20 protein-coding genes are annotated in these 20,420 nt (G+C 65.5%); 6 read left to right on the top strand and 14 right to left on the bottom strand.

The features are described from left to right. Positions 1–68: 68 nt before the first annotated feature. From mshL to K8I04_05165, 3 genes are all read right to left on the bottom strand, one after another. Complete coding sequence (gene mshL, locus K8I04_05175; protein MBZ0071101.1) at positions 69–1,700, bottom strand: pilus (MSHA type) biogenesis protein MshL; 1,632 nt, start codon at positions 1,698–1,700, stop codon at positions 69–71. Continuing rightward, entirely contained in the window at positions 1,697–3,067 is a 1,371-nt protein-coding gene (locus K8I04_05170) for an AAA family ATPase (protein MBZ0071100.1), read from the bottom strand. The genes mshL and K8I04_05170 overlap by 4 nt, the downstream gene beginning before the upstream one ends. Before the next feature lie 312 nt (positions 3,068–3,379). Then, positions 3,380–4,366: a dihydroorotate dehydrogenase gene (locus tag K8I04_05165; GenBank protein MBZ0071099.1), complete on the bottom strand. Its 987-nt coding sequence runs from the start codon at positions 4,364–4,366 to the stop codon at positions 3,380–3,382. A 125-nt stretch (positions 4,367–4,491) separates the two neighbouring features. On the opposite strand from K8I04_05165, the gene trmL reads away from it, so the two are divergent. Next, positions 4,492–4,956: a tRNA (uridine(34)/cytosine(34)/5-carboxymethylaminomethyluridine(34)-2'-O)-methyltransferase TrmL gene (gene trmL, locus K8I04_05160; protein MBZ0071098.1), complete on the top strand. Its 465-nt coding sequence runs from the start codon at positions 4,492–4,494 to the stop codon at positions 4,954–4,956. 499 nt (positions 4,957–5,455) lie between these two features. Here the strand turns inward: trmL and K8I04_05155 are convergent, their stop codons facing one another. The 6 genes from K8I04_05155 to K8I04_05130 all read right to left on the bottom strand — a co-directional run bounded on the left by K8I04_05155 (position 5,456) and on the right by K8I04_05130 (position 8,771). Continuing rightward, positions 5,456–6,463, bottom strand: a complete 1,008-nt coding sequence (locus K8I04_05155) for an NAD(P)-dependent glycerol-3-phosphate dehydrogenase (protein MBZ0071097.1) — start codon at positions 6,461–6,463, stop codon at positions 5,456–5,458. A gap of 14 nt (positions 6,464–6,477) precedes the next feature. Then, entirely contained in the window at positions 6,478–6,954 is a 477-nt protein-coding gene (gene secB, locus K8I04_05150) for a protein-export chaperone SecB (GenBank protein ID MBZ0071096.1), read from the bottom strand. Between the two features lie 90 nt (positions 6,955–7,044). Next, positions 7,045–7,482: a thioredoxin TrxC gene (trxC, locus tag K8I04_05145; protein MBZ0071095.1), complete on the bottom strand. Its 438-nt coding sequence runs from the start codon at positions 7,480–7,482 to the stop codon at positions 7,045–7,047. A gap of 102 nt (positions 7,483–7,584) precedes the next feature. After that, positions 7,585–7,845, bottom strand: coding sequence for a glutaredoxin 3 (grxC, locus tag K8I04_05140; GenBank protein MBZ0071094.1), 261 nt, complete (start codon positions 7,843–7,845; stop codon positions 7,585–7,587). Positions 7,846–7,850: 5 nt separating this feature from the next. After that, positions 7,851–8,285, bottom strand: a complete 435-nt coding sequence (locus K8I04_05135; protein MBZ0071093.1) for a rhodanese-like domain-containing protein — start codon at positions 8,283–8,285, stop codon at positions 7,851–7,853. Positions 8,286–8,450: 165 nt separating this feature from the next. Then, entirely contained in the window at positions 8,451–8,771 is a 321-nt protein-coding gene (locus tag K8I04_05130; GenBank protein ID MBZ0071092.1) for a metalloregulator ArsR/SmtB family transcription factor, read from the bottom strand. A gap of 271 nt (positions 8,772–9,042) precedes the next feature. Between K8I04_05130 and gpmI the strand changes: the two genes are divergently transcribed. The 5 genes from gpmI (at position 9,043) to K8I04_05105 (ending at position 14,970) form a co-directional block, all read left to right on the top strand. Continuing rightward, the gene (gene gpmI, locus K8I04_05125) at positions 9,043–10,635 is read left to right on the top strand and encodes a 2,3-bisphosphoglycerate-independent phosphoglycerate mutase (protein ID MBZ0071091.1); all 1,593 of its coding nucleotides are present in this window, start codon (positions 9,043–9,045) and stop codon (positions 10,633–10,635) included. Next, complete coding sequence (locus K8I04_05120) at positions 10,625–11,851, top strand: peptidoglycan DD-metalloendopeptidase family protein (GenBank protein MBZ0071090.1); 1,227 nt, start codon at positions 10,625–10,627, stop codon at positions 11,849–11,851. The genes gpmI and K8I04_05120 overlap by 11 nt, the downstream gene beginning before the upstream one ends. Before the next feature lie 412 nt (positions 11,852–12,263). Next, complete coding sequence (locus K8I04_05115) at positions 12,264–13,592, top strand: S41 family peptidase (GenBank protein MBZ0071089.1); 1,329 nt, start codon at positions 12,264–12,266, stop codon at positions 13,590–13,592. Next, positions 13,589–14,425, top strand: a complete 837-nt coding sequence (locus tag K8I04_05110) for a divergent polysaccharide deacetylase family protein (GenBank protein MBZ0071088.1) — start codon at positions 13,589–13,591, stop codon at positions 14,423–14,425. The genes K8I04_05115 and K8I04_05110 overlap by 4 nt, the downstream gene beginning before the upstream one ends. Beyond that, positions 14,401–14,970, top strand: coding sequence for a DJ-1/PfpI family protein (locus K8I04_05105; protein ID MBZ0071087.1), 570 nt, complete (start codon positions 14,401–14,403; stop codon positions 14,968–14,970). Before K8I04_05110 ends, K8I04_05105 begins: the two co-directional genes overlap by 25 nt. A gap of 278 nt (positions 14,971–15,248) precedes the next feature. Here K8I04_05105 and ubiB read toward each other — a convergent pair whose 3' ends face one another. The 5 genes from ubiB to hslU all read right to left on the bottom strand — a co-directional run bounded on the left by ubiB (position 15,249) and on the right by hslU (position 20,407). Beyond that, positions 15,249–16,904 carry a ubiquinone biosynthesis regulatory protein kinase UbiB gene (gene ubiB / locus K8I04_05100; protein MBZ0071086.1) on the bottom strand — a complete coding sequence of 552 codons (1,656 nt, stop codon included), beginning with the start codon at positions 16,902–16,904 and terminating at the stop codon, positions 15,249–15,251. 155 nt (positions 16,905–17,059) lie between these two features. Continuing rightward, on the bottom strand, positions 17,060–17,686 hold the full coding sequence (locus tag K8I04_05095; protein MBZ0071085.1) for an SCP2 sterol-binding domain-containing protein: 627 nt from the start codon (positions 17,684–17,686) through the stop codon (positions 17,060–17,062). Further along, positions 17,686–18,435: a bifunctional demethylmenaquinone methyltransferase/2-methoxy-6-polyprenyl-1,4-benzoquinol methylase UbiE gene (gene ubiE, locus K8I04_05090; protein ID MBZ0071084.1), complete on the bottom strand. Its 750-nt coding sequence runs from the start codon at positions 18,433–18,435 to the stop codon at positions 17,686–17,688. The genes K8I04_05095 and ubiE overlap by 1 nt, the downstream gene beginning before the upstream one ends. Before the next feature lie 160 nt (positions 18,436–18,595). Then, positions 18,596–18,964: a DUF971 domain-containing protein gene (locus K8I04_05085; protein ID MBZ0071083.1), complete on the bottom strand. Its 369-nt coding sequence runs from the start codon at positions 18,962–18,964 to the stop codon at positions 18,596–18,598. Between the two features lie 105 nt (positions 18,965–19,069). Further along, on the bottom strand, positions 19,070–20,407 hold the full coding sequence (gene hslU, locus K8I04_05080; protein ID MBZ0071082.1) for an ATP-dependent protease ATPase subunit HslU: 1,338 nt from the start codon (positions 20,405–20,407) through the stop codon (positions 19,070–19,072). Positions 20,408–20,420: the final 13 nt, after the last annotated feature.

The raw sequence follows: 20,420 nt of genomic DNA, 5'->3' as shown, positions 1-20,420 counted from the left end.
GTCCGAGGGGGCGGCGGGTTGATCGCGCTTGGCGTGCTCCGCCTGTTTGAGCGCCTCCATCAGCAGGCTCATGGGCCGCCTCCGCGCAGACCGTCGGTCAGTCGCTCCGGTTCGGCGGTGATATGCCGTTGCCCCGGCAGATAGCGCTGATAGTCAGCCAGTTCGCCGTCCACGCTGGCCTCGCGGATCACCCGTGGGCGCAGAAAGATCACCAGTTCGGTGCGGTTCACGCGGTTGTCGCGATAGCTGAAGAGATCGCCGATGCCCGGCAACTCGGACAACACCGGTGTGCCACTGCGGTTGAGATCCACGCTGTCCTGGATCAGGCCGCCGAGCACGGCGGTCTGGCCGGAATGGATGCGCAGCAGCGAGTCCATTTCGCGCACCTGGATCTGGGGCACGCTGCTCTCGATGCCGAACGGGGCCAGCGACGGGTTGGGATCCTGCACGAAGCTGGTCACCCGCGAGATGGTCGGGCGGATGTTGAGGATCACCGTGTCGGTGTCGTTGATCTGCGGCGTGACGCTCATGACGAAGCCGACCGGCACGGTGTGCACCGTGCTGGTGAAGGTGGTGGTGGCGGTGGTCTGGCTGGTGGTGGTGTCCGCCTCGATGGTGAAGTACACCAGGTTGTCGACCACCTTGAGCAGGGCCGTCTGATTGTTGATGGCCATGATGCGCGGACTGGAGAGCACCTTCACGTCACCGAACTGGCGCAGCATGCCGATGTTGGCGGTGAAATCACCGCGCCGGGTGTCGGGATCGGCGTAGGTCAGCAGCGAAAAAGGTGTCTCGCTCAGATTCGTGCCGAGCAGCGCCTGGTTCACGCTCCAGCCGGCACCGTTGGCGATCAGGGTCCAGTCCACCCCGAGCTGGTACTGGTCGTTGAGTTCGACCTCGACGACGGTGGCCTCGATCATCACCTGCCGTTGCGCATTGACCAGGACCTGATCCAGGAACATCTGGATCTGCCGGTGTTCGCGCGTCGTGGCGCGCACGGTGAGCAGGCCCGATTCGGCATTGATGATGACCGCGGCTGAACCTTCGGTCGCATCGACACCGACCGCCTCACCGAGGATCGCGCGCACGTTGCGCTCCAGGGTGTTCCAGAACTGGTGGTTGGAGATGCTGGCGACCTCGGTGGTGGAATTGTTGCCGCCGGCTCCGCCGCCGGTGTCACCCACGGCCGCCTGCCCCGTGGTCGCGATCTGCGTGGCGACGCTGACGTTGCTGGTGTTGTTGCGCCCCATGTTGACGTAATCGATCTTGTAGCTGCGCAGGAACGGCTGGTCGGGTTCGACCTGCAGGGTGTCGCCGTCCTGGGTGAAGCGCACGTTCACCTGCCGGGCGATGCGGGCAAGGATCTGCGGCAGGGTCTGGTCGATGGCATTCAGTGTGACCGTCCCGTCGACGCCCGGATGGATGTCGACATTCAAGCCGGCGTCGCGCGCCAGTGCGAACAGCATGTCCTTCACCGGTACGTCGGTGACCACCACGCTGTAGGTCTCCAGCGGCGCCGCCGGACGCGGCGGCTCCAGCAGTGGCACGCGCTGCACCGGCGCAGGGATGTCCTGCTGTGCCGCCGTCGCCGCGGCCATATGCCCGGGGTCGGGACGCAGCGGTGTCGGGGCGCAGGCGGCAAGCAGCAGCAGCCCCGCAAGCAGGGCCGCCGTCCGGGATAAACGTGAGGTGTCCATCATGTGTCCTGTCGCGCCGGCGGCCAGTGGCCGGACGCCTCCTTTTTCACGGCCGTCAGGGGGCGCAGATAGGGGCCGTGGCCCTGCAGCGCCGCGGGGATGTTCTGCAAGGCCCGCTGGGCGGCGGCGTAGCTGTCGAAGCTGCCGTACAGCACGGACCAGCGCCGCGAGCCGTTGATGTGCACCGGCGCGATGTACAGATCCTCGAGGTGGTCCAGCCGTGTGGACGCCTGCAGATAGCGTTCCACCGGCGCGGTGGCGGCGCTGTCGCTGGTCATGACCTGGATGGTGTAGCGGGCGCCGGTGTCGCTGCTCAACAGGGCGTGCGCAGCGGCACTGCGGGCCGCGAAGGGCGAGCCGGGATCCACCGGGGTGGGTGCCCGGAGCGCGCGCTGATCTACGCCGGCCGCCGGCTGGATACGCGCCAACTCGGCTGGTTGCGGTGTGTCGTGATGCGTTATGCCGGGTCGGGGGGCCGTGGCCAATGGGGCGATGCCCACCGCCATCAGTACCGCAATCCCGGCCACGAGTGCCCAGACGGGGCGGGGTGCTGACATCCATCCGCGTGGGGCGAACTCGCTGTCGGCGATGGCCTGACGCACATGTCGGAGCCGCACCTGCCGGACGCCGCCCGCATAGGCGGCCAGCAGCGCCTTGTCGGCGATGATGTGGATCCGTCGGATGAGTCCCTGGGAGGCACGCAGCAGCAAGCGGTAGGCCATGGGGGTGAACGGGTCGCCGCCCTGATGGCCGGCCGCGCGCAGCCTGAAGGGGATGTAGTCGCGGATATCCGCCAGCGTCAGCGGCGGCAGGGAGAAACTGTGGGTGATGCGGTCGCGCAACTGCCGCACCGCGTGCGCAGCCAGATGCACATCCAGCTCCGGCTGACCGAACAGCACGATCTGCAGCAGCTTGTCTTCACGGGTCTCCAGATTGGACAGCAGGCGGATCTCCTCCAACGCCTCCAGATCCATGCCCTGGGCCTCCTCCACGAACACCGCGACGCGCCGGCCCTGGACGTGGCGTTCCAGCAGAAAGGTGTGCAGTGCCTGCAGGGTCTCGAGGCGGCTGCCGCCGGTCGGGAGTTGCAACTCCAGGGCGACGGCCTCCAGGATGTCCTCGCGGCGCAGGCTGGGGTTGGCCAGGTAGACGATGTCGACCTGCGGTGCGAGGCGTTCGGCCAGCATCCGGCACAGCATGGTCTTGCCGCTGCCGACCTCGCCGGAGAGTTTGACGATGCCCTCGCCCTGCAAAATGGCGTAGGCCAGCGCGTCCAGCACCGCCCCGCGCTGCGCCCCGGGGTAGAACCGGTGCGTGTCGGGGGTGATGCGGAACGGTGCGGATGCCAGTCCGAAGTGCAGTCCGTACATAGCCAAGCGCTCGAATCACAGGTTGGGATTCGGCACAAGCAAGGTTCGGACCAGGGCCGGTGTGGCCGCCAGGGGCATACCGGCGAGGGGGCTAAGGGTTGTTCACTGCAAGAACGTCATTCCGGCCGCGAAATCATACAATAACTACTTAAATAACAGATAGTTATGGAGATGTCGCCGGTCGCGTTCCCTGTGCGGCAGGATGCCGGTATGAAGCGCAGGGCCTGGCCGGCGTTTTTTCCGTGTGATTCTGCGGGCAATACGAGATTTTGTTTTTAATTCAAGACGATGTCGTGGCGTCCGGGCTGCCGGTCAGGTCGTGCCGGTGCTGGCCGGTGCGCAGACCTTGGCCTGACCGTGGAGCTGAAGTGTGTCCGTCAATTGGCTGACGTTACTCAGGTTGTGCCGGTCGAGATAGTCGACGATCCCGGCATTGAGCCGGGGACACAGGAGGGGCTCGTAAAACAGCGCCGTGCCCACGCCGACCGCCGTGGCCCCGGCGATCAGGAATTCGAGGGCGTCGCTGACCGTGGCCACCCCGCCCTGGCCAATGATCGGGATCTTGTGCGGCCGGCACACTTGGGCGACCTGCTGGACCTTGAGCAGGGCGATGGGCTTGATGGCCGGCCCGGACAGTCCGCCCTGATTATTGCCGATCACCGGACGACGGGTCTCGATGTCGATGGCCATGCCCATCAGGGTGTTGATGACCGCGAAGCCGTCGGTACCGGCCTCGATGCAGCGGCGCGCGTTTTCGGCAATGTCGGTCTGATTGGGCGACAGCTTGGTGATCAGTGGCTTGTTCGTCGCCTTGCGACAGGCCGCGACCACGCGCGCCGACATGTCCGGGTCGTTGCCGAAGGCCACCCCGCCCTCCTTCACGTTCGGGCAGGAGATGTTGATCTCGATGGCGTCGATGGGCGAATCATCGAAGCGCCGGGTGACGTTGTAGTATTCCTCGACCGTGGAGCCGGAGACGTTGGCGATGAAGCGCGTCTCGGTGAAATCCAGCATCGGCAGGATCTCGTCGACGACCTTGTCCACGCCCGGGTTCTGCAGGCCGATGGCGTTCAGCATACCCTCCGGGGTTTCGTAGATGCGGTGCGGTGGATTGCCCAGGCGCGGCTTCTCGGTAGTGCCCTTGAGACAGATGGCGCCGACGTCGCGGTTGGAGAAACCGGCCACGCGGGTGTATTCCTCGCCGAAGCCGACGCAGCCCGACAGCAGCACCAGCGGCGAATCGAAGCGCATACCGCAGAAGGTGAGCGCCAGTTTGTCACGGTCGTCGGTCGTCAGCATGTCAATGGTCACGGAAGCACCCGGAAAAACATGGAATGGGGACTATGGTATAACACCCCGCCGACCATACCTTTTGATATTCGTTACTTTCTATTTTTTCCCGTGTGCTTCTGTGGCCAATCAGCATGTTTCACGTCGTCCTGTATCAGCCGGAGATCCCGCCCAACACCGGCAACATCATACGCCTTTGCGCCAACACCGGCAGCCGCCTGCACCTGATTCACCCGCTCGGCTTCGTGCTCGAGGACAGCAAGCTCCGGCGTGCCGGCCTGGATTATCACGAGTGGGCAGAGGTGCGTGACCATCCGGATCTGGCCACCTTCCTGCAGGAGGTCCAACCGGCACGCCTGTTCGCCATGTCCACACGCGGCACACGACGGTACGACCAGGCCGCCTTCGCCGCGGGCGACGCCTTTCTGTTCGGCCCCGAAACGCGCGGACTGCCCGCCGAGCTGTTGGGCTCGCTGGCGCCGGAACAGATCCTGCGGTTACCGATGCGCCCCAATGTACGCAGCCTGAATTTGTCCAACAGCGTCGCCGTGGTGGTGTACGAGGCGTGGCGGCAGGCCGGCTTCCTGGGGGGTGGATAACATCAAACCCCAGAGACCAAAACCCCAAACCCCTAAAACCCATTTTTACCGCAAAGGACGCGAAGGCGCGCAAAGGTAAATTATCAATGGGCGAAAGAGGCTCATTTCAGCCGTGGAACTATACGGAAAGTGAGGCGCGGCGGATTTTGCATTCCGTGTCCTTCCGTGTATTTCTGTGGCCAAAGTGGTTTTTGGGTTTTTTAAGCAGAATTTGCTTTGCGTCCCTTCGCGTCCTTTGCGGTGAAGATGGGGTTTGGGGTTTTGGGCCAAGTCGGAATTCACTTCTACCGCAAAGGACGCGAAGGCGCGCAAAGGTAAATCATCAATGGGCGAAAGAGGCTCATTTCAGCTGCGGAAAGACACGGATAGTGAGGCGCGGCGGGTTTTGCATTCCGTGTCCTTCCGTGTGTTTCCGTGGCTAAAGTGGTTTTGGGTTTTTTAAGCAGAATTCCCTTTGCGCGCCTTTGCGTCCTTTGCGGTAAAAATGGGGTTTGGGTTTCTACCCGGCTTCCGGCTTCGGATCCCGCGCCAGCAGGGCGTGCACGGCGTCTTTCGGGGCGACGCCCTCGTACAGGACCCGGTAGACCTGTTCGCTGATCGGCAGTTCGACCCCGTGACGCCGGCCGAGTTGATGGATCTCGTGCGCGGTGTCCACGCCCTCGACGACCTGGTCGATGGCCTTGTGGGCCGCCTCGCGCGACTGGCCGCGGCCCAGGGCCAGGCCCATGCGCCGGTTGCGCGACTGGTCGTCAGTGCAGGTCAGCACCAGATCGCCGACGCCGGCGAGTCCCTCGAAGGTCTCGCGCTGGCCGCCGAGGGCCGCGCCGAGGCGCATCATCTCGGCCAGGCCGCGCGTGATCAGGGCGGCGCGGCTGTTGGCGCCCAGACCCAGGCCATCGGAGATGCCGGCCGCGATGGCGAGGACGTTCTTCAGTGCGCCGCCGAGCTCGACGCCGATGCGATCGGTACTGGTATAGGCGCGGAAGGTCGTGCCATGCAGGAGGGCGGCGAAGTGCTCCGCCGCGGCTGTGTCGCTGCCGGCGACCGTGGTCGCCGTCGGCAGGCCGGCGGCGACCTCGCGCGCGAACGTCGGTCCCGAGATGACGGCTTGCGGCGTGCCGGCTGGCAGGATCTCGCCGGCCACCTGATGCAGCAGCTTGCCGCTGCTCAGCTCCAGACCCTTGGTCGCCCAGGCGACCGGTGTCCCCGGTGCGAGCAGCGGCGCGATGGCGGTCAGCAGGGTGCGGAAGGCGTGGCTGGGTACGACGACCAGCGCGGCGGCACGATCGGCCAGCACCGCCGACAGGTCGGCGTGGATGGCCAGACCGGTGGGAAACGGCGCATCCGGCAGATAACGGGTGTTGCAGCGCTCGCGTGCCATGCGCGCCATGGCCCCCGCCTCGTTCCCCCACAGGCGCACGTTGTGGCCGTTGCGGGCGAGCAGAATGGCCAGCGCCGTGCCCCAGGAGCCGGCGCCCAGGACCGCGATCGGGGCATGGGCCGACATGCGTGCCGCTCCACTCAGTGCGATGCCGGAGCGGGGTCGACGACCTGTGCCTGGACCTCCTGGATCTGCTGGGCGTAGAGGGCATCGAAGTTGATCGGTGCCAGCACCAGCTGTGGGAAGCCACCACGCGCGACCAGATCCGACACGGTCTCGCGGGCATAGGGGTACAACGTGCCGGGGCAGAAGGCGCCCAGCATCGGCGCCGTCTCTTCCTGGGCGAACCCGCTCATGGCGAAGATGCCGGCCTGCTGGACTTCGGCCAGATAGGCCGTGGTGCCGTCCAGCTTCGCAGTGACGGTCAGCGACAGGACGACTTCGTGTACTCCCTCGGCGATGCCGGTCGCCTTGCTGTTCAGCTCGAGGTTGATCTCGGGCTTCCAGTCCTGGGTGAAGACGGCGGGTGAGTTGGGTGTCTCGAAGGACATGTCCTTCACATAGACCTTCTGGATACTGAACTGTTTCTGGCCGTTGGGATTGGTCTGTTCTGCCATGACGGGTACCTGGTAGCTGGGTGTCTGATCTTCGGATGGATGTTGTGGGCGGCTGAACGCCGATTAGTGGGGCGTTAGTATGCCAGAACTTCAGCCCAGATGGCGTTCGGCCCAGCGCAGCAGGTTGGCCAGGTCCATGGCACCGGATTGGCGCGCGACCTCCTGGCCGTGGTTGAACAGGATCAGTGTGGGGATGCCGCGGATGCCCAGCTCGCTGGCCAGGGCCGGATCGCGTTCCGTGTCCAGCTTGGCCAGGCGGGCCCGCGGCTCCAGCCGTGCGGCGGCCTGTTCGAACACCGGTGCCATCGCCCGGCACGGCCCGCACCAGGCGGCCCAGAAATCCACCAGCACCGGGATATCGCTGCGCGCGATGTGGCGTCGCAGGCGGGTACCGTCCAGGGCCAGAGGGTGGCCTGTGAACAGCGGCTGATGGCATTTGCCGCAGTTGGCGCCGGCGCCGAGGCGATCCGCAGGGACGCGGTTGATGCCGTCGCAGTGTGGGCAGACGATGTGCAGGGGTGTCGTCATGGCATGGGCCTCCGAATTCAAGGGTACGGTCACCGCCGGCTCCCGGCGGGCGACCGGCGCAAGCATCCGAGCGCTGCGGCCCGGCCCGGGTCCGGCTGCCGTTCAGTCGACCGGGACCAGCAACGGGTCGAGCCGGCCTGCGCGCTCCAGGGCGAACATGTCGTCACAGCCGCCGACATGGAAGTCGCCGATGAAGATCTGCGGGACGCTGGTACGACCGCTGCGTGCCTCCATTTCACCGCGCCGGTCCGGCTCCAGGTCGACCCGGACCTCGACAAAGGGTACGCCCTTGTGTTCCAGCAGCATGCGCGCCCGGACACAGTACGGGCAGAAGGCGGTGCAGTACATGATGACGTCTGACATGGCGACTATTTCTTGCTGATGGGAAGATTGGCGTTTTGCCACGCGACCATGCCTCCGGCGAGGTTGTAGACGCTGGCAAAGCCCTGCTTGCGTAGCCGTGCGGCGGCCGTATTGGAGCGCTGGCCGGTGCGGCAACAGGCGATCAGGGTCCGGTCACGGTACTTGTCCAGCTCCTTGAGGCGACCGCCGAGCTGCCCCAGCGGGATGTGTAGCGCGTTGGCGATGTGGCCCTGCTTCCATTCACCGTCTTCGCGCACGTCCAGTACCACGGTGCCGGTGTCGTTCATGAGTCGGGTGGCCGCGTGCGGACCGAGCTGCGGTGCACCGTACAGTCGCCGCCGGATCTCACTGCCGATCAGCAGCGCCAGGAGGAGGACGAAGGCGAGTGACAGGCTCCAGTGATTGACGATGAATTCGGTGAGGCGGTTGGTACTGTCCATGGGATGAGAAATAACCTGTTGTTAGTCGAGGCCGTGTGCCGGGCCGCCCCAAACGGCCGGCCGGTCGGTCGGAGCGGCACGGTGTACCCGTCTCTGCCGCGACGGGTGCCATGGGCTGGTCGGGGTCTGGATGATCGGCACTGCGGGTCGCGGCCAGGGGTCCGCTTACTGCCGCGAGCAGAACACCTCGCGCATCATACCGATCAGGCGCAGGGTGCGGGGGTCGCCGACCCGGTAATACACGCGGTTGGCATCCTTGCGGGAAGCGAGGATGCCCTTGTCACGGAGGATGGCCAGGTGTTGGGAGATGTTGCTCTGCGAGGTGCCCACGTGCTCGACGATGTCCTGCACACTGACCTCCTGGTCACCCAGGGTGCAGAGGATCTTCAGGCGCAGCGGATGAGACATGGCCTTCAACGAGCGCGATGCGCGATCGATGTCGTCGTCCTGGGTGATCAGGTCATCATGGATCGCTTCTACACTCATATTGTCTACCTCAAGCGGGACTCGGCAGAGATTGCCGGGATACTGCGTCGGGGACATCATTGCGATCTGCGCTGCCCTTCATTATTAAAACGCTATACAATAATAAACGTTTTAAGCAGCCTGACAACGTCGGGTTTATCGTCGTTTTTCAGCACGCCCCGCCCGGCCCGAGAGAAAGCGACGGGGCGCGCGCATCTTGAGAGGCATTGGAGGCACGTGGTGGTTCGGGTTAGAATGATTCTAAATTCCCCGGGAGCAATCGAGCGTTAGCATGTCTGCCAACCCTAAGCCTATGGTCCTTCTCATCCTGGACGGATGGGGGTACTCGGAAGATACGCATTCCAATGCCATCGCCGCGGCCCGGAAGCCGACCTGGGACCGTCTCTGGGCACACTACCCACATACTTTGATCCGCACTTCGGGTGCGGCGGTGGGGTTGCCGGGCGAGCAGATGGGCAATTCGGAGGTCGGCCACATGAACCTCGGCGCGGGTCGCGTCGTATACCAGGAATTCACCCGCGTCAGCCGCTCCATCAAGACGGGATCGTTCTTCAACAACAAGACCCTCACCGACGCCGTCGATCTGGGCGTCGCCAACGGGCGGGCGGTGCACATCCTCGGCCTGCTGTCGCCGGGCGGCGTCCACAGCCATGAATGTCACATCCACGCCATGGTGGAACTCGCCGTCAAGCGCGGTGCCTCCAAGGTGTATCTGCATGCCTTCCTCGACGGCCGGGATACCCCGCCGCGCAGCGCGGCCGGCTCCATCCAGCTCATGGAGGAGAAGTTCGCCGAGTACGGCGGGGGCCGCATCGCCTCCATCATCGGCCGTTTCTATGCCATGGACCGCGACCACCGTTGGCCGCGCATCCAGGCCGCTTATGATCTGATCACCCAGGGACGCGGCGCCTTCCAGGCGGAAACGGCCCTGGCCGGGCTGGAAATGGCCTATGGCCGCGACGAGGGCGACGAATTCGTCCAGGCGACGGCGATCGTCCCGCCCGGCAGCGCGCCGGTACGCGTCGAAGACGGCGACGTCATCGTGTTCATGAACTACCGTTCCGACCGGGCCCGCCAGATCACCCGGCCCTTCATTGAGCTGGATTTCGACGGCTTCGAGCGGGCCGCGGCGCCGCGTCTAGGGCGCTTCGTCAGCCTCACGGAGTACAACGAGGATTTCGCGGTCCCTGTGGCCTTCCCGGCGGAGCGCCTGCAGAACGTGCTGGGCGCCTATCTGTCCGGCCTGGGGCTGCGCCAGCTGCGGCTGGCCGAGACCGAGAAGTACGCCCACGTCACCTTCTTTTTCAACGGCGGCGTCGAGGAACCGTTCATTGGCGAAGACCGCATCCTGGTGCCGTCACCCCAGGTCGCGACCTATGACCAGCAGCCCGAAATGAGCGCCGGCGAGGTCACCGATCGGCTGGTGGAGGCCATCGACAGCGGCAAGTACGACGTCATCGTCTGCAACTACGCCAATCCCGACATGGTCGGTCACACGGGCATCTTCTCGGCCGCCGTCGAGGCCATCGAGGCGCTCGATGTTTGTCTGGGCCGCGTCGACGAGGCGCTGCAGCGTGCCGGCGGGGAGATGCTGATCACCGCCGACCATGGCAATGCCGAGAAGATGCAGGGCGACGATACGGGCCAGGCCCACACGGCGCACACCACCAACCCCGTGCCGCTGGTGTATGTCGGTCGTCCGGCGCTGTTGAATCCCAACGGCTCGTTGTGCGACGTCGCGCCCACCCTGCTCGCCCTCATGGACCTGCCGCAGCCGCCGGAGATGAGTGGTACCTCCCTGATCGAACTGCAGCCCGAGGTTGCGGCATCGGCCGACGTCGTGCTGGAGACCAGTGGCTCCTGAGGCCACGCGGCCGGCGCGTACCGCGATCCGTGGGGGCGCACGTACCTTCCGTCTGGTAGCCGCGCTGGCAGCGGCGCTGTTTGCGGCCGCCAGCGCGGCTGACATACCGACCGACCCGGACCGGGCCAGTGCCGAGCTGAGCCAGTTGCGCGCACGCATCGACGCACTGCAGAAGCGGCTCGAGGCCACGCGTGCCGAGGAATCCGCCGCTGCAAAGGCGCTGCGCGAAGTGGAGCAGCGCATCGGCCGCGTCTCCCGCCGGCTGCGTGCCACCCGCTCCCGTCTGCAAGACGAGGAACGCCGGCTGGCGGCGTCGCAACGCAGCTATACGGAGCTCAGCACCGAACTCGAAGTCGAGCGCCAGGCGCTGTCCCACCAGGTCCGGGCCGCCTACCTCCTCGGCCGTCAGGAGCCAATCAAGCTGCTGTTGAATCAAGAAGATCCGGCGAGAGTCGGCCGCACCCTCACCTATTACCGCTATCTCAACCACACCCGGCTGAGTCGCATCGACCGGGTCGCAGTGATGCTGGAGCAGGTGGCGCAGTTGCAGGAGCAGATCGCGGCCCAACACGAGGCCCTGGCGGCCACGCAGGCGCAACAGGCCTCCGAGAAGCAGGCGCTGGCGGAGGAGCGCCTGACCCGTGAAGGTCTGCTGAGCAAGCTGCAGGCCGAGGTCCGCGACCAGGGCGATCATCTGGCGGGGTTGCAGAAGGATGAGCAGCGTCTGGGTCAGCTGGTGAACGACCTGCTGCGCGCCTTGACCGACGTCGAACAGGTCGCCGCTGACCGGCAACCCTTCGCCAAGCTCAAGCGCAAGCTGCCGTGGCCGGTAGCCGGCGAGCTGGCAGCGAAGTTCGGCGAGCGCCGTGATGTCGGCAGCCTGCGCTGGCGGGGGACCTTCATCGCCGCGGCCGCCAATCAGGATGTGCACGCCGTCGCCAGCGGCCGGGTTGCGTTCGCGGACTGGCTGCGCGGCTTCGGTCTGCTGATCATCATCGATCATGGCAGCGATTACATGACCCTGTACGGCCACAACCAGTCGCTCTACAAAGAGGTCGGCGACTGGGTCGAGGGCGGCGACGTGATCGCCGCCGTGGGGGATACCGGCGGTATGGCGCGGCCCGGGTTGTACTTCGAACTGCGTCACCAGGGTGAGCCGCAGAACCCGCAGGCCTGGTGCGCGGGCCGGCCGGATGCGGTGCGGGCGCGCCGTTGAGCGCGTTTCGCTACCGGGTTCGCTGTGCTATGGTCTTGTCCTATTTACTCTAGGGCCTGTTAACACGATTCGCACCGCGGCGTTGCTGCCCCAAAAGCTGCCAGGCAAGGCGCGAGGAGGGAAGTTTGGTTGTTCCAAATGAACAACGAGCAACGCGGCCTGGCAGCTTTTGGGGCGCAACCCGGAGGGACGGGGCCCGTAGGCCGCGAGCCGGTGTTGCGCCTCACTTATGTACGTTCAGTACACTGCGCTCGGCGCGCCTTGGCTCGCGGCCTATGGGCCGCCGTCGCCGCGGTGCGAATCGTGTTAACAGGCCCTAGTTCCGGCGGCCCAAGTCCGGTCGGGTGGCGGCCGATACAGGCAGCGTCTTTTCAGCGAGCGCCGGCGGCAGCCGGTAAATGGATTATTTCCAATGAATTCCCAAACGCAGAGGTTGGCCCTGATTGGTACCGGCCTGGTGCTGGGCGTGTCGCTCAGCATCGGTCACGGTGTATTCGCGGAGCGCGCGGCGCCGGCGTCGGTATTGCCGTTGGAAGAGCTGCGCACCTTCACGGATGTGTTCGCGCGCATCAAGGCCGATTATGTCGAGCCGGTCGAGGACAAGGTGCTGCTGCAGAATGCCATCCGCGGCATGCTTACCGGTCTGGACCCGCATTCGGCGTATCTCGACCAGGAGGAATTCAAGGAGTTGCAAGTCGGCACCTCCGGCGAATTCGGTGGTCTGGGCATCGAGGTCGGTATGGAGGATGGCTTCGTCAAGGTCATCGCGCCCATCGACGATACCCCCGCACAGCGCGCCGGCGTGCAGGCCGGTGATCTGATCATCCGCCTCGACGAGACACCGGTGAAGGGTATGACCCTGAGCGACGCGGTGAAACTCATGCGTGGCAAGCCCGGCACGGACATCGTCCTGACGATCGTGCGCGAGGGCCAGGAGCGGCCGCTGAAGATCACCCTGACGCGCGATATCATCAAGGTGAAGAGCGTCAAGCAGCGCATGTTGCAGGACGGCTTCGGCTACGTGCGTATTTCGCAGTTCCAGGCCACCACCGCGGACAACCTCGCACGCGCCGTCGACGAGTTGAAGCAGGCCGGCACCCTGCGCGGTCTGGTGCTGGACCTGCGCAACAATCCCGGCGGCGTCCTCAACGGTGCCGTGGCGGTATCGGATGCCTTCCTGAAAAAGGGCCTGATCGTGTATACGGAGGGTCGCATCGCCGATTCGCGCCTGCGCTTCAACGCCACGCCGGACGACGTGCTCAATGACGCGCCGCTGGTGGTGCTGGTGAATCAGGGCTCGGCCTCGGCCTCCGAGATCGTCGCCGGCGCCCTGCAAGACCACCGGCGCGCGATCATCCTGGGCCGGCCCACCTTCGGCAAGGGCTCGGTGCAGACCATCATTCCGCTCAACAACGGCACCGCCGTGAAGCTCACCACCGCGCGGTACTACACACCCAACGGTCGCTCCATCCAGGCCGAAGGCATCGTTCCGGACATCGAGCTGGAGGACGTGCAGGTCGCCGCCGTCGAGCAGCCGTTCGAGACCATCAAGGAGGCTGATCTCTCGCGCCACCTCGAGAACGGCAAGGAGAAGAAGATGGACACTGCGGGCAAGAAGCCGCAGGCCGGCAAGGAGGATGGGGATACCGAGGCGGAGTCGCTCGCGCGCACGGACTATCAGCTCTACGAGGCCCTGAATCTGCTCAAGGGTCTCGCCATCCAGCAGGAACGTACGCGGTGACAGCAGGTCACGGGCGCCGTGTACGGCGCCCCTGGCCCAGCAGCGCCGCCGCAGCCGGCCTGATGGCGTTGTTACCGGCCTGGCTGACGGCCGCCGGCCACCTGCCGGCGGTGCCCGAACCGCGGCCCGCGACGGTCCCCGAGATCGCCATCATCATCGATGACATGGGGACCCGTCTGGATGCGGGCCGGCGTGTCATCGGACTGCCTGGGCCGGTCACCTGCGCCTTCCTCCCCTACGCGCCGCATACCGCGGCCCTCGCCCGGCAGGCACACCGCCGTGACAAGGAGGTCATGCTGCATTTGCCCATGGCCACCGTCGAGGACCGGCCCCTGGATCAGGGGGGGCTGACGCTCGACATGACCGAGGAGGAATTGCACGCGACCCTGGCGGCCGATCTCGCCCGGGTGCCGTACGCCGTGGGGGTCAACAACCACATGGGTAGCCTGCTCACCCGCCACCCCGGACATATGCTGTGGCTGATGCGCGCACTGCAGCGCCGCGAGGGCATGTTCTTCGTCGACAGTCGCACCACCCGGCACACCGTCGCCCAACTGCTGGCCTACGAAAATGCCATCCCCAGCGTGTCGCGTGATGTCTTCCTCGACGCCGAGCCGACACCGGAGGGTGTGCGCCGCGAGTTCCAGCGGCTGCTGGGGCTGGCGCGGCGCAACGGCAGCGCGCTGGCCATCGGCCATCCCCACGCCGCCACTCTGGAGCTGCTGGAACAGGAGCTGCCGCGGTTGGAGGGTGTTAGACTCGTACCCATCTCACGACTGGTTGAGCGTCAGCACGAGAGGGAACACCTATGGCGAGCGTCCTTGTCCCCCTAGCCCAGGGTTGTGAAGAACTCGAGGCCGTCACTATCATCGATCTGCTGCGGCGCGCCGACATCGAGGTCGTCACCGCCGGCCTTGACGATCAACCGGTACGCGCCGCCCACGGCACGGTCCTGATCCCCGACACCACCCTGGATGCGGTCGCGGACCGCGAGTTCGACATGATCGTCCTGCCGGGCGGCCTGCCCGGTGCCGATCACCTCGACCGCGATCCACGTATCCATGCCCTCCTCACCCGCATGGCCGCTGCCGACCGCTACGTCGCCGCCATCTGTGCCGCGCCCAAGATCCTGGCCAACGCCGGCCTGCTCGCCAACCGCCGGGCGACCAGTTTCCCCGGGGTGCTGGATGCGCGGGCCGTGGCGGGGCTGGAGTATCGCGAGGAGCCGGTGGTTCAGGACGGCCGCATCATCACCTCGCGCGGTCCGGGGACGGCGATGGATTTCGTGTTGACCCTGATCGAGGCACTGGTGGGCAAGGAGACGCGTGCACGGGTCGAGGCGGCGCTGCAGCGCCCTGACCACCACCGGACCGTCTAACCTGGGGAGAAGGCACCTGCTCAAACCCTTGTTGGCCACGGAATCCACGGAACAACACGGAAAAATGGCTTATTGTAAAAACCCGGAAACCCGACCGCGGTGGGATGATCCTGGGTTTGTGTAATGAATACTTTCCGTGTTGTTCCGTGGATTTTGTGGCCATTTTTTCACGACCCCGGCTTGAGCAAGCGCCATTGGGTGATCTTTGCGACTTGGCGTCTTCGGGTTGGGTGTGCGGTTGATCAGGGGTTCCCTGGAGGCGCTGCGGCGCGGGCGCGTCAGTCGTCCCGGCCCAGCGCCAGCAGGATGAGTACGATGCCGGCCGCGCCCAGCAGCCAGGTCAGCAGTGGCGCCCCACCGAACATGAGCGGGGCGAAGCCGTCCAGGCCGTAGACCACCGCCGCCGCGATCAGCAGCCCGGTGCCGACCATGGCCGAGACGCTGCGGCGGTTGGCGGCGCGCAGTTCGCGGCGCAGTTGGCGCAGCTCCTCGGAATGCCACTCCACCCGCAGCCGCCCGCTGGCGGCCTGCTGCAGCGTCTGGTGCAGGAGCTGCGGCAGCTCCGGCAGCGTCTCGGTCCACAGCGGCAGGTTGCGGCGCAGATTGCCCACGAAGGCACGTGCCCCGACCTGCTCGCTCATCCAGCGCTCCAGGAACGGCTTCGCGGTCTGCCACAGATCGAGGTCGGGGTAGAGCTGGCGGCCGAGGCCCTCGATGTTGAGCAGCGTCTTCTGCAGCAGCACCAGCTGCGGCTGCACCTCCATGTTGAAGCGCCGCGCCGTCTGGAACAGCCGCAGCAGCAGATGGCCGAAGGAGATGTCCTTCAAGGGGCGCTCGAAGATCGGCTCGCACACCGTGCGGATCGCCGCCTCGAACTCGTCGACGCGCGTCTCCGCCGGCACCCACTCGGATTCCACGTGCAGCTCGGCGACGCGCCGGTAGTCGCGCCGGAAGAAGGCCAGGAAGTTCTCCGCCAGATAGCGCTGATCGACCGGACTGAGCGTACCCATGATGCCGAAATCGACCGCCAGGTACTGGCCGTCGGGCGCCACGAAGATGTTGCCCGGATGCATGTCGGCGTGAAAGAAGTTGTGCCGGAATACCTGGGTGAAGAAGATCTCCACGCCGCGTTCGGCGAGCTGCTTGAGATCGATGCCCTGGCCGCGCAGGGCGGCGATACTGCTGATGGGCGTGCCGTGGATGCGCTCCATCACCATGACCTCGCGGCGGCAGTGCGGCCAGTACACCTCGGGCACGTACAACACCTTCGAGCCGGCGAAGTTGCGGCGCAGCTGCGAGGCATTGGCGGCCTCGCGCAGCAGATCGAGTTCGTCAAGGAGGGTGGTCTCGAATTCCCGGATGACCTCGACCGGCCGCAGCCGCCGGCCCTCGCGCCAATAGCGCTCCGCCAGTCCGGCCACGTAATAGAGTAATGCCACGTCGCGGCGGATGACGCGGCGGATATTCGGCCGCACCACCTTCACCACCACGTCGGTGCCGTCCGGCAGGCGTGCCGTGTGCACCTGGGCGATCGAGGCCGAGGCCAGCGGGGTCTCGTCGAAGGCGGCGAACACCTGCGTCAGCGGCTGGCCATAGGCCTTCTCGATGAGCGCGCGCGCCTGGGCACCGGGGAAGGGCTGCACGCGGTCCTGCAGCCGGGCGAGTTCCTCGGCAATGTCGTCGGGCAGCAGGTCGCGGCGCGTCGACAGGATCTGGCCGAATTTCACGAAGATCGGCCCGAGCTGCTCCAGTGCGCGACGGATACGCACACCACGCGGCGGGTGCTCGCGTCGCAGCCAGTTCCAGGGTGCCAGGCGGTACAGAAAGCGCAACGGCCGGAACAGATGGGTGGCGAAGACGATCTCGTCCAGGCCGTTGCGGACCAGGACCCAGTTGATGTGCATCACGCGCCACAACAGAGTGGGTCGGATCATCACAGACAGCCTTTATTTGACGAATTCTGTTTCAGCCACGGAAAGTATACGGAAAAACACACCCATCATTAAGCCGGACCCCGAAGGGGGATCGCGGCATGGATCGCGAGGACCTTACGTCATCCGTTCCGTGTGCTTCCGTGGCTGACAGGTTTTTACCTGCGTACCGCCAACGCCACCTCGAGGCGGCGCAGGCGCGCCGCCAGCCGGTCGGCATCGCTGCGCAGGCCGTCGACCGCATCCAGGAAGGATTCGATCTCGGGCCGTGTGACCAGTACACCGGCCTCCTCGTGCAGGTATTCGCTCAGGTCGAGCGCGAGCGTGTCACCCATCCGGTGCGCCTGTTCGCGCGCGGCGCGCGTCGCGCGGCCTGCCTGATGGGCGATGTCGTCGCCGGTGATGCGCGCGAGCAGCTCCTCCCAGTCGATCCGCAGGGCGCGCAGGATATCCTGGAAGGCCTGGCCGGTGGCGGTGTCACCGCGCAGTTCCACGCCGCCGGCGAACAGCTCGTCGGCGGGCCGGTCGCTCAGTCCCAGGCGCAGCAGCGACAGTGGTGCACCGCGCAACTCGGTATCCGGCTCACCCTCGTAGTGCCCGAGTACCTGCACGCCCTGCGCGTGCGGAAAGAGATACAACCGCAGTCCCAGGCCCAGCAGCTCCAGGGCGATGACCTTACCGGTCAGCGCCCCGAGGCGCGCGCGCACCTCGGGGTCGAGCGCGAAAGCGGTATTGCAGGCGGTCTCGACCGCACCGGCGACCCAGGCGGGTGCGGGCCCTGGCATCAGTACTTGAATCCGCGGTGCAGGGCGACGATGCCACCACTGAGGTTGTGGTAGCTGCAGTCCTCGAAGCCGACCTGCTCCAGCATGGCGCGCAGGCGGTCCTGATCGGGGTGCATGCGGATGGATTCGGCGAGGTACTGATAACTTGCCGGGTCGTTGGCAATGAGCTTGCCCATCAGCGGCAGGATCTTGAAGGAATAGAAGTCGTACAGCGGCGCCAGTCCCGGTGCGCGCGGCTTGGAGAACTCCAGGATCAGCAGTCGCCCGCCCGGCTTGAGCACCCGGTACATGGAGGCCAGTGCGGCGTCCTTGTCGGTGACGTTGCGCAGACCGAAGGCGATGGTGATGCAGTCGAAGTGATTGTCCGGGAACGGCAGACGTTCGGCATTGGCCTGGACGAAACGGACATTGCCAGCAATACCCTGATCGAGCAGCCGTGCCCGGCCGACCTGCAGCATGGATGCGTTGATGTCGGCCAGTACAACCTCGCCCTCGGGCCCGGCCATGCGCGCCAGCCGTGCCGCCAGATCGCCGGTGCCGCCAGCGAGATCTAGCACCCGCTGTCCCGTGCGCACACCCGAAAGTTCGATGGCGATGCGCTTCCAGAGGCGATGGATACCGAGCGACATCACATCGTTCATGATGTCGTATTTGTGTGCGACCGAATCGAACACCGCACCGACGCGGCGCGCCTTCTCGTCCCAGCCGACCTGCTCGAAACCGAAGTGGGTGGTCTTGTCGTCGGTCATGTTCTGTCCTGTTGGACGTTAACCACGAAGGACACGACGGACACAAAGGTATCAAGGGAAAAGTCGCCGTACATCCTTACGACGCCATTCATGGCGGGCCTCAATCCAAAGATTTCCTTCGTGTCCTTTGTGTCCTTCGTGGTTGATTGAAACCTGTTGCTCAATTCGCCGCCTCGCCGCTGCGCTTGTGGCCGGCCTTGGCGAGCTTGTCCAGGTATTCCTGCCAGTAGCGCTCCTGGTTCTTGCCCAGATCATACAAGGTTTCCCAGGCGTAGATGCCGGTGCTGTGGTTATCGTCGAAGAACAGCTGCACGGCGTAGTTGCCGACCTGGATAATGTTCTCGATGCTCACGTCCTCCTTGCCGATCTGCAGCACCCCCTGGCCAGGGCCGTGACCCTGCACCTCCGCGGAGGGTGAATGCACGCGCAGGTATTCAGACGACAGGTTGAAACGCGACCCGTCTTCGAAGGCAATTTCGAGGATACGGGATTGTTTGTGCAGATTGATCTCGGTGGGGCGGATGCTCATAGCGTAAGTCCTCTATCAAGGCAGGTTCTAGGTTCTAGGTACTAGGGCCGAGGAAACCCCTTCTTCCTTCACCTCGGCCCTAGAACCTAGCACCTAGCACCTGGTTCAAAGAATATACCGGCTCAGGTCGTCGTCACGGGCGATGTCGGCGAGGTGCTCGTCCACATAGGCCGCATCGATCGCCACGCGGGTGCCACTCTGGTCGGAGGCATCATAGGAGATCGTCTCCAGCAGGCGCTCCAGCACGGTGTGCAGCCGGCGGGCACCGATGTTCTCGGTGCGTTCGTTGACGTCGAAGGCCACCTCGGCGATGCGCGCGACGCCGTCGGCCGTGAACTCCAGCTGCACCCCCTCGGTCGCCAGCAGCGCGGCATACTGCTCGGTGAGGCTGGCATCGGGCTCCGTGAGGATGCGCACGAAATCATCGACACCAAGGGCATCCAGCTCCACCCGGATCGGCAGCCGGCCCTGCAGTTCGGGGATCAGGTCCGACGGCTTGGCCAGATGGAAGGCACCCGAGGCGATGAACAGGATGTGGTCGGTCTTCACCATGCCGTGCTTGGTCGACACCGTGCTGCCCTCGACCAGCGGCAGGAGATCGCGCTGTACGCCCTCGCGGGAGACGTCGGCGCCGTGGGTCTCGGAGCGCTGGGTGACCTTGTCGATCTCGTCGAGGAAGACGATGCCGTTCTGCTCGACCATCTGCAGGGCGCGCAGCTTCAGGTCGTCCTCGTTGACCAGCTTGGCGGCCTCCTCGTCGGTGAGCAGCTTCATGGCCTCGCGTACGCGCAGTTTGCGGCGTTTGGTGCGGCCGCCGCCGAGATTCTGGAACATACCCTGCAGCTGGCTGGTCATCTCTTCCATGCCGGGCGGTGCCATGATCTCCACGCCGATCGGCGCGGCCGAGACCTCAACCTCGATCTCGCGTTCGTCGAGGCGGCCCTCACGCAGCAGCTTGCGCAGCTTCTGCCGGGTCTCGGAGCGGTCGGGTTCAGCGGGCGCCGCGTCGGTGAAGCCGATGGGGTGCGGTTGCGGCAGCAGCGCATCCAGGACGCGCTCCTCGGCGGCATCCTCGGCACGGTGACGAACCTTGTCCATCTCCTGTTCGCGGGTCATCTTGATGGCGCTGTCGGCCAGGTCGCGGACGATGGACTCGACGTCGCGGCCGACATAGCCGACCTCGGTGAATTTGGTCGCCTCGACCTTGATGAACGGCGCGTTGGCGAGCTTCGCCAGCCGCCGGGCGATCTCGGTCTTGCCCACGCCGGTCGGCCCGATCATCAGGATGTTCTTGGGCGTGATCTCGTTGCGCAGGTCTTCGTCCACCTGCATGCGCCGCCAGCGGTTGCGCAGCGCGATGGCCACGGCGCGCTTGGCGGCCGTCTGCCCGATGATGTGCTTGTCGAGTTCCTGGACGATCTCGCGGGGGGTCATTTCGCTCATGGGGGTCGGGGGT

It is taken from the genome of Gammaproteobacteria bacterium (assembly GCA_019911805.1).
Classification (GTDB): Bacteria; Pseudomonadota; Gammaproteobacteria; order Thiohalobacterales; family Thiohalobacteraceae; genus JAHJQQ01.
Note: the sequence above shows the minus strand (reverse complement) of the source record. Positions and strands in the feature narration are given on the sequence as shown.